This window comes from Vreelandella aquamarina, from assembly GCF_044805175.1.
Classification (GTDB): Bacteria; Pseudomonadota; Gammaproteobacteria; order Pseudomonadales; family Halomonadaceae; genus Vreelandella; species Vreelandella aquamarina_B.
Window position 1 is genome coordinate 930,397 of the sequence record NZ_CP085232.1, and the last position, 12,148, is coordinate 942,544.

Consider the following 12,148-nt stretch of genomic DNA (forward strand, 5'->3'; position numbering starts at 1 on the left):
GTTGTTTAAACGCACAAGGCCCGCATTGGCGGGCCTTGGCGTCTATTATTGAGCGTTCACGGCTTACTGACGGTAAGCGGCTTCTTTTAGGGCGCGGATACGGTCATCCAGCGGCGGGTGGCTGGCGAACAGCTGCTCGACCAGCGAGCGGGTCTGGCCTTTAGTGATCGCCATCGCGCGCAGGGTGTCCGGCATTTGGTCGGGCATCTCGGTTTCGGCTTTCAGGCGTGCCAGAGCGTTCACCATTGCCCCTGTGCCTGCCAGGCGGGCACCTGCCTCATCGGCACGGTACTCGCGGTAGCGGGAGAACCAAGCCACAATCGCCGAAGCAACGATGCCAAATACGATTTCTGCGACCATTACCACTGCAAAGTAGCCCATAAAACCCAGACCGCCTTCGCCGTCGCTGCGGCTTTTCAGGAAGCTATCGACCAAGTGGGCGACAATCCGCGCGAAGAACATCACAAAGGTGTTCACCACGCCCTGAATCAGCGCTAGGGTCACCATGTCGCCGTTAGCGACGTGACCAATTTCATGGGCCAGAACCGCGCGTACCTCTTCAGGGCGCATACGGTTGAGCAGTCCTGCTGATACTGCGACTAGCGCATCGTCTTTATTCCAACCGGTGGCAAAAGCGTTGGATTGCTGGGCGGGGAAGATGCCCACTTCCGGGGTTTTAATGCCCGCTTCTCGAGAAAGCTCGGCCACGGTGTCTACCAGCCACTGTTCGGTGGAGTTCGAAGGCGTTTCGATAATTACCGTGCCGGTCGAGCGCTTTGCCATCCATTTAGAGATAAACAGCGAAACCAGCGAGCCCGCCATACCGAATACAAAGCAGAAGATCAGTAGGCTGGTGAAATTAATACCCTGGCTGTTGAGATAGCTCTCAACGCCGAACAGTCGCAGCGTAATACTGGCGACCAGCAATACTGCCAAGTTAGTGGCTAAAAACAGCACGATTCGCATCATGGGTTAGGGTCTCCCTCAAAGGTCATAACAAGTGTTAATGGAATGATGGCTTAGATACGTGCATTGCATGACAGTTTCAAGTCGCTGTTTTATTGTCGATAACGGGACAAGAAGTTGGCAAAGCGGTCAAGCGCGTCACCAAGCTGGTCGGCCCAGGGCAGCGTGACAATGCGCACGTGGTCGGGTTCTGGCCAGTTAAAGGCGGTGCCTTGTACTAGCAGAATTTTTTCCTGCAAGAGCAAATCCAGCACCAACTGCTGGTCATCTTTAATATTGAACACCTTGGGGTCTAAGCGCGGGAATGCGTAGAGTGCGCCTTTAGGCGTCACGCAGGAGACCCCAGGAATCGCGTTGAGCTTCTCAACGGTAATATCGCGCTGGGCCAGCAAACGCCCGCCCGGCAGAATCAGGTCGTTGATCGACTGATAGCCCCCCAGCGCCGTTTGAATGGCGTGCTGGGCAGGAACGTTGGCGCATAGCCGCATCGAGGCCAGCATGGTCAGGCCCTGAATAAAGTCCTTCGCCCGCTGTTTTGCTAGAGTGCCGGAGATGGTCATCCAGCCAGAGCGAAAGCCCGCGCAGCGGTAGCTTTTCGACAGCCCGTTCATGGTGATCACCAGCTGGTCATCGTCGGCCAGCGCGCCAGTAGAGGTGTGTTCAACACCGTCGTAGAGAATCTTGTCGTAGATCTCATCGGAGAACACCACCAGGTTGTGCTCTTGGGCGATATCCAGCACTTCCCGCACCACTTCCGGCGGGTAGACCGCACCGGTGGGGTTGTTGGGATTAATAATCACGATAGCGCGGGTGCGGCTGGTGACTTTGGCACGAATATCGGCCATATCCGGTGCCCAGTCGGCCTGCTCGTCGCACAGGTAGTGCACGCTGTGGCCGCCGGAAAGGTGAGCGGCTGCGGTCCATAGCGGGTAATCCGGCGCGGGGATCAGCACTTCGTCGCCGTCGTTCAACAGCGCCTGCATGGCCATGACGATCAGCTCGGAAACGCCGTTACCAATATAGATATCTTCGATACCCACCCCAGGAATCTGCTTACGCTGGCACTCCTGCATAATCGCTTTACGGGCAGAGTAGAGGCCTTTGGAATCACAGTAGCCCTGGGCAGTGGGCAGGTTACGCATCACATCTTGCAGAATCTCTTCCGGCGCTTCGAAGCCAAACGGTGCCGGGTTGCCAATGTTGAGCTTCAAGATTCGCTGGCCTTCCTCTTCCAGGCGCTTGGCGTGGTCGAGTACCGGGCCGCGAATGTCATAGCAAACATTGTGCAGTTTGTGTGATTTTTTCAGCGTGTGTGATTCTCTAGGCTGCGGGGTGTCCATGGGGTGCGTTATCCAAATGTGTCCAGTGCCGTGGAAGTGTTTGACGTGTGGCTCATTATGCGTCGGATGGGGTCAAGCTGTCTTGGTCGTTTTGCTCAGGTGGCGGTGGAATATCCGCCGGGGTTTCCAGCGTTAAGCGGCCAAGCTTGCCATCGCGTAACTCATGGAGCAGCACTTCTGCGCCGCGGTGCAGATCCACTGCTCCGCCAGGGCGCAGGCCGCCGCGCTTTCCGGCAATCTCTTTGAGAATGGCGTGGCCGTCAAACCCGGCAATTGCTAGGAAGTCAGGCTTTTTCGGACCGTCTGCATCGACCTCTTGGGCCTCTGGCGCTTCATAAGTAGGCAGCGCTTTGAGCTTATAGCGGGCAGTTAGCTGGGTAGGGTAGCGCTTGGCAAGTTCGGCGCAGGCAACAATCGCCACATCGCTATACTCGATGGCGGTATCGCGAATCGCGCCGCTGGCTGCCAGCCGGTAGGCGCTGGCCTGGTCTTCGATTTTAGGCCATAGCACCCCGGGGGTGTCGATGAGCGCCACACGGCCATCAATACGCACTTTTTGCTGGCGCTTGGTGACCGCAGGCTCGTTACCGGTTTTGGCAATTTTGCGCCCGGCCAGGCCGTTAATCAGCGTCGACTTCCCTACGTTGGGAATGCCCATTACCATCACCCGCACGTCGCGGTCGGCGCGCACCGCACCCGCCAGCTCGTGGCAGAGCTTGGGGATTTTTTTTAGCTCGCGGGTATTGGTGGTGGTGATCGCCAGGGCGCGAGTGTCTTCCTGGGCGTCAAAAAAGGCCACCCACTCGTCGGTACGGGCGGGGTCTGCCAAGTCGGCGCGGGAAAGAATTTTCAGCACCGGCTTATGGCGGGTCAGCTCGGCCAGCATTGGGTTGGCGCTGGAGTAGGGCAGGCGCGCATCGAGCACCTCAATCACCACATCAATTTCCGGCAGCGCGTCCTTGATCTGGCGGCGGGCCTTGTTCATATGTCCGGGGAACCAGCCGAGCATGGGTTTCTCCTACAAGCACAAAAATACAAGCATAAAAAAGCGGGCGACCATTCTAGCAGATGGTGCCCGCCTTGCCGTGCTTCCTTTCGTGGGGGTGTTACTTGCTATGAGGTTACTCGTCGGGGTGAAACTCTAACGAGACCGAGTTGATACAGTAGCGCAAACCAGTGGTATCCGGCGGCCCATCAGGAAAGACATGACCTAGGTGGGCATCGCAGTGGGAGCACACCACTTCGGTGCGAATCATGCCGTGGGAGGTATCGTGGTGCTCTTCTACGCTGCGGGCACCCAGCGGGCGGTCGAAGCTTGGCCAGCCGCAGCCCGCATCGAACTTGTGCTCGTTCTCGAACAGTGGCGCATGGCAGCAGACACAGTGATAAATACCTTGGGCGTCGCTGACTTGGTAGTCACCGGTAAACGGCCGCTCGGTACCTTTCTCTCGGGTAACCCGGTACTGCTCTGGGGTGAGTTGCTTGCGCCATTCGTCGGGGGATTTTTCTATTTTCGCCATGGGGTTCTCCTCTCCCTCTGGTTACCGTTAAGCAGAGGCTTACAGTAGTAGATTAGCCTAACACCGTTGAGTGCCGCTTTCCGCTAATGACAGTAAGCCGCCTATCCAAGTTCAGCTTGCAGGAAGGCGTGAAAGCGTGAAGGCCTAACGGTTTGGGTACCGAGGTAGTGCTGATAAAACGTTTCGATATCAGAGTGCTTGACACTCACCCACTGGTCTGAGTAATATACGCGCCACCTCGACGAGGCAATGAAACGTCCCATTCGTCTAGTGGTCTAGGACACCGCCCTTTCACGGCGGGAACAGGGGTTCGAACCCCCTATGGGACGCCACTTAAATCGTTCAGGTATCGGAGTTGCGGGAATAGCTCAGTGGTAGAGCATCGCCTTGCCAAGGCGAGGGTCGAGAGTTCGAATCTCTTTTCCCGCTCCAATACGTCCCATTCGTCTAGTGGTCTAGGACACCGCCCTTTCACGGCGGGAACAGGGGTTCGAACCCCCTATGGGACGCCAATCCGATGGCAGAAGTGCTTGTATAGTGAGACAGCTTGTTAAGCGGGAATAGCTCAGTGGTAGAGCATCGCCTTGCCAAGGCGAGGGTCGAGAGTTCGAATCTCTTTTCCCGCTCCAGTACGTCCCATTCGTCTAGTGGTCTAGGACACCGCCCTTTCACGGCGGGAACAGGGGTTCGAACCCCCTATGGGACGCCACTCGCTCTCACAGTTTTTGCGGTACTGTTTGCATTGCGGGAATAGCTCAGTGGTAGAGCATCGCCTTGCCAAGGCGAGGGTCGGGAGTTCGAATCTCCTTTCCCGCTCCATGCAAATCCTTCCTTTCAGATCATCCATATCTTTTTGAAACTTCCTTCCCACCGCTCAATTAGCAGCGCTTTTTTCTGCGTATGTTTCCAGCTGGGGCTTACAACCCCGGGATCGCGTGATATCAATTGTTAGCATATTGGTAAGTATTGGTACTTACTAAACACTGCAGCCTAGCCGCGTGTTATAAGCCGCTAACTTGAAAAAATATACGGATGCCCCGATATCTCCCTTTCTAGCTCTTTTGTGCTCCCATTTGCTGACAGGACATGTTCATGGCCGAACCGGCATTGTCGATCCGTGGCCTTACCAAGGTGTATGGCAACGGCTTTCAAGCGTTAAAAGGTATTGATTTAGACGTCCAGCAGGGCGATTTTTTTGCGCTGTTGGGCCCCAACGGCGCAGGAAAGTCCACCACCCTGGGCGTGGTCTGCTCGCTGGTGCAGAAAACGGCGGGCAAAGTGTCGATTTTTGGAATCGACATTGATAAAGACTTCGCTAAAGCGAAATATCAGCTTGGCGTGGTGCCGCAGGAGTTTAACTTCAACCAGTTCGAGAAAGTGCTGGATATCGTGCTGGCCCAGGCGGGTTACTACGGCATGAAGCGCAGCGAAGCATTGCCTCGCGCCAAGCAGCTGCTGACCGACTTAGGGTTATGGGAAAAGCGCAATGGCAGTGCGCGAATGCTCTCAGGGGGCATGAAGCGCCGCCTGATGATTGCCCGGGCGCTGATGCACCGCCCCAAGCTGCTGATTCTCGACGAGCCCACCGCCGGGGTTGATATCGAGCTTCGCCGCAGCATGTGGGAGTACATGCGGCGTATTAACCGCGATGAAGGCACCACGATCATCCTCACCACGCACTACCTCGAAGAAGCCGAGAGCCTGTGCCGCAATATCGCCATTATCAATCACGGTGAAATCGTGCGAAACACCAGCGTGCGCGAGCTGCTGGCAGAGCTGGATACCGAAACCTTCCTGCTGGATTTAGCCGAGCCGGTGGAGCAAGTGCCCACCATCGAAGGTTTCGAACTCCAGCAAATTGAGCCTTCCCAGCTTGCTCTGGTGATTCATCGTGGCCAGCAGTTGAACGATGTGTTCAGTGCGTTAAGCGCGCAGGGTATCCAGGTGGTGTCTATGCGTAACCGCGCCAACCGCTTAGAGGAGATGTTTGTTTCCATGGTAGAGAGCAGCCAGCAGGCCATCGACCAGCGTAAACAGCAGGAGGCCCGCGCATGAATGCAATGCAAACCCTGGTGGCCCTGTGGACGCTAGTGCTCAAAGAGATCAAGCGCTTTACGCGTATCTGGCCGCAAACCCTGCTGCCGCCGTCGATCACCATGGCCATGTACTTCATCATTTTTGGCAACCTGATCGGGTCGCGCATTGGTGATATGGACGGCTTCAGCTACATGGACTTTATCGTGCCAGGGCTGATCATGATGTCGGTGATCACCAACAGCTACTCCAACGTGGCATCCAGCTTCTTCTCCAACAAATTCCAGCGCTCCATCGAAGAGATGATGGTGTCGCCCATGCCGAATGGCGTGATTCTTTCCGGCTTTATTTTAGGCGGTATGGCGCGGGGCTTAGGCGTTGGGCTAATTGTGACGCTGGTATCGCTGTTCTTCACCCGCTTAACGGTGGAGCATCCGCTGCTCACGGTGTTGGTGGTGGTGCTGACCTCGGCGCTGTTCTCCATTGGCGGCTTTATTAACGCGCTGCTGGCAAACAAGTTCGACGATATCTCCATCGTACCAACGTTTATTCTGACGCCGCTCACCTACCTCGGCGGCGTGTTCTACTCAATTTCGATGCTGCCGGATTTCTGGCAGGGCGTTTCGATGCTCAACCCGATCCTGTATATGGTCAACGTCTTCCGCTACGGCTTTTTAGGCGTTTCCGATATTCCGGTAGGCTGGGCGCTCGCCGCTATTTTTGCCTTTATTGTGGTGCTGTTTATCGTTGCGCTTAACATGCTGGAGCGCGGCAAAGGCATTCGTAACTAATGGCGGTATTACCCAGCCGCTACCAAGATAGCCCTTATTGAAATAGCACGACTGCGAGAGTTTCCATGGCACATCGTCCCGACACTTTAGAACACGCGCCCCTGGGGCGCGATTCCGCTTATCCAGAGCAGTACGATGCGGGGCTGCTGTACCCGATTCCCCGTGCTGCCAACCGAGCGCCGTTAGGCATTGAAGAGGGCGCACTGCCGTTTGTTGGCGAAGACGAGTGGCACGCGTTTGAAGTCTCCTGGCTCAATGGCCGCGGCAAGCCGATCGTCGCCGTGGCACGCTTCCGTCTGCCAGCAAGCTCGCCCCATCTGATTGAGTCCAAATCCTGGAAGCTCTATCTCAACAGCCTCAACCAAACCCGCTTTGCCAGCCAAGCCGAGGTAGAGGAGACGCTAGTACGCGACCTAAGCCGCGCTGCCGGTGCTAACGTCAGCGTCGAGCTGCTTGGCGTTGACGATGACGAGCTGGCCCCTAAACGCCTGCCGGGGGAGTGCCTGGATGACTTGGATATTGAGGTGAGCGACTACACCCCCAGCGCTAAGCATCTAGCGACCAGCGATGAAGTCGTCGAAGAGACGCTACATTCGCACCTCCTCAAATCCAACTGCCCGGTGACCGGTCAGCCCGATTGGGGTAGCGTAGTGATTCGCTATAAAGGCCCTAGGCTCGACCGCGAAGGGCTGCTGCGCTACCTGATTGGCTATCGCCAGCACCAGGATTTTCACGAGCACTGCGTAGAGCACATCTTCACCGACTTGATGCACCAAGCCAAGCCAGAAGCGTTGTTGGTAGTGGCCCGCTATGTGCGTCGTGGCGGCCTGGACATCAGCCCGTGGCGTGCCACGCCTGGGTTAACGCCTCCTAGCCCGCTGCGCCTGGCTCGCCAGTAACGTTCACTTCAATGGATTAAGGAGTCACCATGGATGCATTAACGCTGCTTCACGAACGTAGCTCCATGGGCAAGCTCACCGAGCCTGCCCCCAGCGCTGACCAGCTTAGCGCCATTTACCAAGCAGCCCTGCGCGCCCCAGACCACAAAGAGCTGCGCCCGTGGCGCTTTATCGAGTTTACCGGCGAAGGTCGGGAGCGCTTGGGCGAGCTGTTTGCCGAAGCTGAGTTTCAGGAAGACCCCCATGCCAGCGACGACACGCTAAACGCCGCGCGTAAAAAGCCCCTACGTGCACCAATGATTATTGCGGTGATCGCCAAGGTAACGCCGGAGGTGCCCAAAGTACCCAAAATGGAGCAGGTGATCTCTGCAGGCTGTGCCGCCCACGGCATTCTGCTTGCCGCCCACGCCCTTGGGTTGGGGGCGATGTGGCGCAGCGGCAAATACGCCTTCGACCCTGTGGTACGCAAAGGCCTGGGGCTTGATGAAGAAGATGAAGTAGTGGCGTTCATCTACCTGGGTAGCTTGGGCGGTCGCCACAAACCCATTCCCCAGCACAACCCCGCTGATTTCGTAGAGCGTTGGGATTAAACACCTGCCACCTGTGCCGCCAAAGGAGGTTACCATGAGCCAGCAGCGCCAACCGGGCATACCCCACCCACGCCTACCGCTACCGGAAGGCGAGGAGGACCTTGCCGCTTTCCAGAACTGGCTGGAAGAGGCCATTCCCACGGTCGGCGCGTTGGGTATTACCCACATGGGCCAAGCCAACGGCGCACTTACATGGCAGCTGGCACTCACGCCCAGCCTCAACGATAAAGGCACCGGCTTTGGCGGCGCGCTTGCTGCGCAAACCACGCTACAAGGCTGGTGCTGGGTCACCCTATGGCTTCGTCAGCAGGGCAGGGCGCAGGATGTCGTAGTGGCCGAAGCCAACCAACGCTTTTTGGCACCGGTGACCAGCGACTACCGCATTATCTGTACCCCCAGCCACCCGGATGGCGCCAGCCAACTGGCCGCTAAACTCAGCGAACGGGGCAAAGGCAGCATCGAATTGACCCACCGGCTTTACTGCGGCGATTCGCTCTGCCTGGAAGCTACTGGCCGCTACGCTGTGCTGCCAAATACCTAACTAGGAAAAAGGCTTGCTATTTCATGGTTTAGACCATAGAATATGCGCCGTTCTGTTGAGAAAGGCAGCGCCTGACGGCAGAGCAACAATGTGGAGAGGTGTCCGAGTGGTCGAAGGAGCACGCCTGGAAAGTGTGTAAGTCGAAAGGCTTCGAGGGTTCGAATCCCTCCCTCTCCGCCACAGAATTTAAAAAAGCCCGCTGAGCAATCAGTGGGCTTTTTTGTGTCTGAGATTTTCGCGAATAAACAAACAGCGCTCATGCCTCAGCGTGCAGAATGCCTCCCCCACCAATACAAGAGTTGCCCTGACGGCCCACGATCCGTCTATACTCGAGAAAAGTCACCCGGCTAGGCTGCCCATGTCCGTTGATTTACAGGCGCTTTCTCCTAAGCTAGTTCACCTGATGCTCGACACTGTGTTCGTGGTGGATGCGGATCATCAGATCCTGTTCGTCAGCGATGCCTGCGAATCGCTGCTGGGCTATCGTGCTGATGAGCTAGTGGGGTCGCTGATTACCCGCTATATGCACCCAGAAGATTTGGCCGAGACCAAAGCCTCCATTAAGCGTGTGATGAATGGGCAGCCCCATCTCGATTTTCGGAACCGCTACCTGCATAAGAACGGCAGCGTGGTGCATGTGCTGTGGTCGGCTCGCTGGTTGGATGAAGAGCAGGTGAGAATTGGTGTGGCGCGGGATGTAACGGCCCAGGTGCAGGCGGAAGACGACCTGCGCTTTCTGGCGCATCACGACCCGCTCACCAAGCTAACCAATCGTTCGCTGTTTTACGACCGCTTGGAATCATCGTTAAGTACCGCAAGACGCTATCAAAACCGTTTTGCGCTGCTGTTTTTAGATGTGAACGACTTCAAACGAGTTAACGATGTGCATGGCCACGCAGTGGGGGATGCGGTGCTTTGCGAGGTGGCTCGCCGTTTGAGTGGCTGCGTGCGCGAAACCGACACGGTGGCACGTATGGGGGGAGATGAATTTACGGTGATATTAACCGACGTTCACTCTAAAGAGGCCGCTATCGAAAAGGCTGCGCAAATACTGGAGGTACTTTCTGAACCGCTCGCGGCAGAGATAGTAGGGGCGGATATGCGGGATATCGGTATGCCGTCTTGCAGTGTGGGTGTGGCCATCTACCCAGAAGACGGCAAAGATGCCGATACGCTACTTAACTATGCCGATGTAAAAATGTACCGAATGAAAAGGCGACGTGCGCGTTAGTAACGTGGCTGCTTTTAAAACGGTAGACCGCCGCTAAAGCCAAAAATCGCTACAGCAATCACAACAACGATAACAACAATGGTGGTAGTAGAGGGCATGTTCTCTTCCTTTGAGAAATAAGTGTGGATTAAGCCTAGCCGCTTGCCAGCGATTTCGCACATTTCTATCTTTGCGCTAATAAAAAAAGCGCACTCGTAAATCAGCATGCTCTTTAAGCACCAGGGCTTAAAACACTTATCCTTTCATGAGGTTAGGTAGCTTATCCTTAGCGTGCATTCCTTTGTAATGCGGTATTCCTGTTCGTGGAGATTTTCTACCCTAGGTTAGGGTTAAGTGATGTATAAGATTAAATGGTGATTTTGTTGTGCTTGATTAGTATGAATATGATGCTGAGTGTTAACTAACTATATTAAAACAGTAGCTTAGCGTTGATGTTGAGGGGTGCCGTTTTTTATACACAGTTAGTTACTAGGACTTGTAACCGTAGATGAATGCCCCAAGGTAAGCAGGGTAACGCACAACGCTATCTACCCTCTACTAAGGAGCATCGAGATGAGCAAGCGTATTCTAGTGGTACTAACCTCGCATGATCAGCTAGGCGATACAGGCGAGAAAACCGGTTTTTGGCTGGAAGAGCTGGCAGCGCCTTACTATGTGTTTAAAGATGCGGGAGCTGAGGTGACGCTTGCCTCCCCGAAAGGCGGCCAGCCGCCGCTAGACCCCAAAAGCGATGCAGAAGATAGCCAGACCGATGAAACCCGTCGCTTCCAGCAAGACGATGCCGCGCAAGCAGAGCTTGCCAATACCTACCGCCTCAGCGAGATGAATGCAGACGATTTCGATGCGGTATTCTATCCCGGTGGTCACGGACCGCTGTGGGACTTGGTGGATGACAAAGACTCCATCAAATTGATTGAAACCTTTATTGCCCAGGGCAAGCCGGTGGCATCTGTTTGCCACGCGCCTATCGTGCTGGTGAATACCAAAGACAGCAACGGCGAGCCGCTAGTGAAAGGGCGCCAGGTCACAGGCTTTACCAATGGTGAAGAAGATGCGGTTGGCCTCACCGATGTGGTGCCGCACCTGGTAGAGGACGCGCTGCAGAAATGCGGTGCTATCTACAGCAAAGCCGACATTTTTACGCCCTATGTGCGTGAAGATGGCCAGCTAATTACCGGCCAGAACCCGCCTTCATCAGCGCCGACCGCTGAAGCGCTGATGGCGTGGCTGGCACGCTAAACGAGCGGTTTGATTGCAAAAATGGCGGGTGGTAAGCCCGCTGTTTGGTCACTTGACATTGCAATTTAGAAGCGGTAGGTCAACGAGATGCCGCTTAGCCCCTGCCAATCGCTGCCCAGGTCATCCACGATCGGGCTATTCGAGGCGTTACCGGTGAGGTACGTCGCGGCGACGAAGCCTGTGGCGGTCCACTTTTGCGTGAGCGCGTAACTCAGCGTGGCACTCACGCCTACGCGCCAGTAGCCGCCATCAGGCGTATAAGCTGCAATGCCACTGCGGGCACTATCTTGTGCAGAGACGCCAAAAAACGATTCGGTCCATTTCTCATTGGAGTAGCTCACGCTTGGCGTCAGTGTGAAGAGCGTGCGCTCGCTCATGGGCAGCCGCAGGGCCGCCTCACCCGTGAAGTTAGCGCCTTCGACATCTCCGGTAATTGCCGTGCTCCCTGCAACGCTGTAACGCCAAAGGTCTTGCTGGTAGCTCACCCGTAAGCCAAGGGTGGCACCGCCATCGACTTTATCAAAGCGGCTAATGTTGCCTTTGTTATCGCGCCCGAAGGTATAGCCGATATACGGCGAAACGGACCAGTCGCCTTGGCGAAAGGCGTGCCAGGCAATGCCATCGCGTAGGTTGATAGACAGGTCGTCTCCGTAAGTGAGGTTCAATACTGGCAGTGGCTGCACATCGTAATCGTCGCTGCCCAGGTAATCCGGTGCGTAGGCAGCGCCAGCCCCCACCGTGCCTTCCCAACTATTGGCCAGCGTTGGGAAAGCGATCATGACCCCTAGGGCAGCCGCTAGGTAGGAGCTAAGACGCTTTGACGAAGCAGTGGGGGAAGTGGAGAGATTCATGGTCACGGGGATGTCCTTGTAAGTTACAAACGTACGTGATGGTATGTTTTTGACGCCAGTCTGCGCAAGCGCTGGTGACAGGGTCGCCGATAAAACAAAAAACTTTTCGCGTTTCATATCCCAGGTTAGATAACTCAATCGTTATA

13 protein-coding genes and 7 tRNA genes are annotated in these 12,148 nt (G+C 55.8%); 14 read left to right on the top strand and 6 right to left on the bottom strand.

Features of this window, described 5'->3' with window-relative positions; genetic code table 11:
* Positions 1 to 63: 63 nt before the first annotated feature.
* From htpX to msrB, 4 genes are all read right to left on the bottom strand, one after another.
* Positions 64 to 969: a protease HtpX gene (gene htpX, locus LG300_RS04330; RefSeq protein WP_404377168.1), complete on the bottom strand. Its 906-nt coding sequence runs from the start codon at positions 967 to 969 to the stop codon at positions 64 to 66.
* A gap of 89 nt (positions 970 to 1,058) precedes the next feature.
* A complete protein-coding gene (locus LG300_RS04335; RefSeq protein WP_404377169.1) occupies positions 1,059 to 2,306 on the bottom strand; it encodes a pyridoxal phosphate-dependent aminotransferase in 1,248 nt (415 codons plus the stop codon).
* A gap of 55 nt (positions 2,307 to 2,361) precedes the next feature.
* Positions 2,362 to 3,315, bottom strand: a complete 954-nt coding sequence (gene ylqF, locus LG300_RS04340; protein ID WP_404377170.1) for a ribosome biogenesis GTPase YlqF — start codon at positions 3,313 to 3,315, stop codon at positions 2,362 to 2,364.
* Between the two features lie 112 nt (positions 3,316 to 3,427).
* On the bottom strand, positions 3,428 to 3,826 hold the full coding sequence (gene msrB / locus LG300_RS04345; RefSeq protein ID WP_404377172.1) for a peptide-methionine (R)-S-oxide reductase MsrB: 399 nt from the start codon (positions 3,824 to 3,826) through the stop codon (positions 3,428 to 3,430).
* A gap of 256 nt (positions 3,827 to 4,082) precedes the next feature.
* Between msrB and LG300_RS04350 the strand changes: the two genes are divergently transcribed.
* From LG300_RS04350 to LG300_RS04410, 13 genes are all read left to right on the top strand, one after another.
* Positions 4,083 to 4,158: transfer RNA gene (locus LG300_RS04350), tRNA-Glu, on the top strand.
* 25 nt (positions 4,159 to 4,183) lie between these two features.
* Positions 4,184 to 4,258: transfer RNA gene (locus LG300_RS04355), tRNA-Gly, on the top strand.
* Positions 4,259 to 4,262: 4 nt separating this feature from the next.
* Positions 4,263 to 4,338, top strand: a tRNA-Glu gene (locus LG300_RS04360).
* 42 nt (positions 4,339 to 4,380) lie between these two features.
* Positions 4,381 to 4,455, top strand: a tRNA-Gly gene (locus tag LG300_RS04365).
* Between the two features lie 4 nt (positions 4,456 to 4,459).
* Positions 4,460 to 4,535, top strand: a tRNA-Glu gene (locus LG300_RS04370).
* A 35-nt stretch (positions 4,536 to 4,570) separates the two neighbouring features.
* Positions 4,571 to 4,645 (top strand) — tRNA-Gly (locus LG300_RS04375).
* A gap of 273 nt (positions 4,646 to 4,918) precedes the next feature.
* Positions 4,919 to 5,881, top strand: coding sequence for an ABC transporter ATP-binding protein (locus LG300_RS04380; RefSeq protein WP_404377173.1), 963 nt, complete (start codon positions 4,919 to 4,921; stop codon positions 5,879 to 5,881).
* Complete coding sequence (locus LG300_RS04385; RefSeq protein ID WP_404377174.1) at positions 5,878 to 6,651, top strand: ABC transporter permease; 774 nt, start codon at positions 5,878 to 5,880, stop codon at positions 6,649 to 6,651. The genes LG300_RS04380 and LG300_RS04385 overlap by 4 nt, the downstream gene beginning before the upstream one ends.
* Positions 6,652 to 6,716: 65 nt before the next feature.
* Positions 6,717 to 7,550 carry an NADPH-dependent 7-cyano-7-deazaguanine reductase QueF gene (queF, locus tag LG300_RS04390; RefSeq protein WP_404377175.1) on the top strand — a complete coding sequence of 278 codons (834 nt, stop codon included), beginning with the start codon at positions 6,717 to 6,719 and terminating at the stop codon, positions 7,548 to 7,550.
* A gap of 29 nt (positions 7,551 to 7,579) precedes the next feature.
* Positions 7,580 to 8,140 (top strand): nitroreductase family protein, encoded by a 561-nt coding sequence (locus tag LG300_RS04395; protein WP_404377176.1) that lies wholly within the window; start codon positions 7,580 to 7,582, stop codon positions 8,138 to 8,140.
* 34 nt (positions 8,141 to 8,174) lie between these two features.
* Positions 8,175 to 8,681 (top strand): YiiD C-terminal domain-containing protein, encoded by a 507-nt coding sequence (locus LG300_RS04400; protein WP_404377177.1) that lies wholly within the window; start codon positions 8,175 to 8,177, stop codon positions 8,679 to 8,681.
* 92 nt (positions 8,682 to 8,773) lie between these two features.
* Positions 8,774 to 8,861 (top strand) — tRNA-Ser (locus tag LG300_RS04405).
* Positions 8,862 to 9,039: 178 nt separating this feature from the next.
* Positions 9,040 to 9,912 carry a diguanylate cyclase domain-containing protein gene (locus tag LG300_RS04410; RefSeq protein WP_404377178.1) on the top strand — a complete coding sequence of 291 codons (873 nt, stop codon included), beginning with the start codon at positions 9,040 to 9,042 and terminating at the stop codon, positions 9,910 to 9,912.
* Between the two features lie 14 nt (positions 9,913 to 9,926).
* Here LG300_RS04410 and LG300_RS04415 read toward each other — a convergent pair whose 3' ends face one another.
* Entirely contained in the window at positions 9,927 to 10,118 is a 192-nt protein-coding gene (locus tag LG300_RS04415; RefSeq protein WP_404377180.1) for a hypothetical protein, read from the bottom strand.
* Positions 10,119 to 10,464: 346 nt separating this feature from the next.
* Here LG300_RS04415 and LG300_RS04420 point away from each other — a divergent pair, with 346 nt between their 5' ends.
* Positions 10,465 to 11,151 carry a type 1 glutamine amidotransferase domain-containing protein gene (locus LG300_RS04420; protein ID WP_404377181.1) on the top strand — a complete coding sequence of 229 codons (687 nt, stop codon included), beginning with the start codon at positions 10,465 to 10,467 and terminating at the stop codon, positions 11,149 to 11,151.
* Between the two features lie 65 nt (positions 11,152 to 11,216).
* On the opposite strand, the gene LG300_RS04425 is transcribed toward LG300_RS04420, so the two are convergent.
* The gene (locus LG300_RS04425; protein WP_404377988.1) at positions 11,217 to 12,002 is read right to left on the bottom strand and encodes a MipA/OmpV family protein; all 786 of its coding nucleotides are present in this window, start codon (positions 12,000 to 12,002) and stop codon (positions 11,217 to 11,219) included.
* Between the last annotated feature and the right edge of the window lie 146 nt (positions 12,003 to 12,148).

What these genes read in the sequence shown, in the direction of transcription:
- htpX (WP_404377168.1), bottom strand. Translation starts at nt 969, where the DNA reads ATGATGCGAATCGTGCTGTTTTTAGCCACTAACTTGGCAGTATTGCTG.
- LG300_RS04335 (WP_404377169.1), bottom strand. Translation starts at nt 2,306, where the DNA reads ATGGACACCCCGCAGCCTAGAGAATCACACACGCTGAAAAAATCACAC.
- ylqF (WP_404377170.1), bottom strand. Translation starts at nt 3,315, where the DNA reads ATGCTCGGCTGGTTCCCCGGACATATGAACAAGGCCCGCCGCCAGATC.
- msrB (WP_404377172.1), bottom strand. Translation starts at nt 3,826, where the DNA reads ATGGCGAAAATAGAAAAATCCCCCGACGAATGGCGCAAGCAACTCACC.
- LG300_RS04380 (WP_404377173.1), top strand. Translation starts at nt 4,919, where the DNA reads ATGGCCGAACCGGCATTGTCGATCCGTGGCCTTACCAAGGTGTATGGC.
- LG300_RS04385 (WP_404377174.1), top strand. Translation starts at nt 5,878, where the DNA reads ATGAATGCAATGCAAACCCTGGTGGCCCTGTGGACGCTAGTGCTCAAA.
- queF (WP_404377175.1), top strand. Translation starts at nt 6,717, where the DNA reads ATGGCACATCGTCCCGACACTTTAGAACACGCGCCCCTGGGGCGCGAT.
- LG300_RS04395 (WP_404377176.1), top strand. Translation starts at nt 7,580, where the DNA reads ATGGATGCATTAACGCTGCTTCACGAACGTAGCTCCATGGGCAAGCTC.
- LG300_RS04400 (WP_404377177.1), top strand. Translation starts at nt 8,175, where the DNA reads ATGAGCCAGCAGCGCCAACCGGGCATACCCCACCCACGCCTACCGCTA.
- LG300_RS04410 (WP_404377178.1), top strand. Translation starts at nt 9,040, where the DNA reads ATGTCCGTTGATTTACAGGCGCTTTCTCCTAAGCTAGTTCACCTGATG.
- LG300_RS04415 (WP_404377180.1), bottom strand. Translation starts at nt 10,118, where the DNA reads ATGCTGATTTACGAGTGCGCTTTTTTTATTAGCGCAAAGATAGAAATG.
- LG300_RS04420 (WP_404377181.1), top strand. Translation starts at nt 10,465, where the DNA reads ATGAGCAAGCGTATTCTAGTGGTACTAACCTCGCATGATCAGCTAGGC.
- LG300_RS04425 (WP_404377988.1), bottom strand. Translation starts at nt 12,002, where the DNA reads ATGAATCTCTCCACTTCCCCCACTGCTTCGTCAAAGCGTCTTAGCTCC.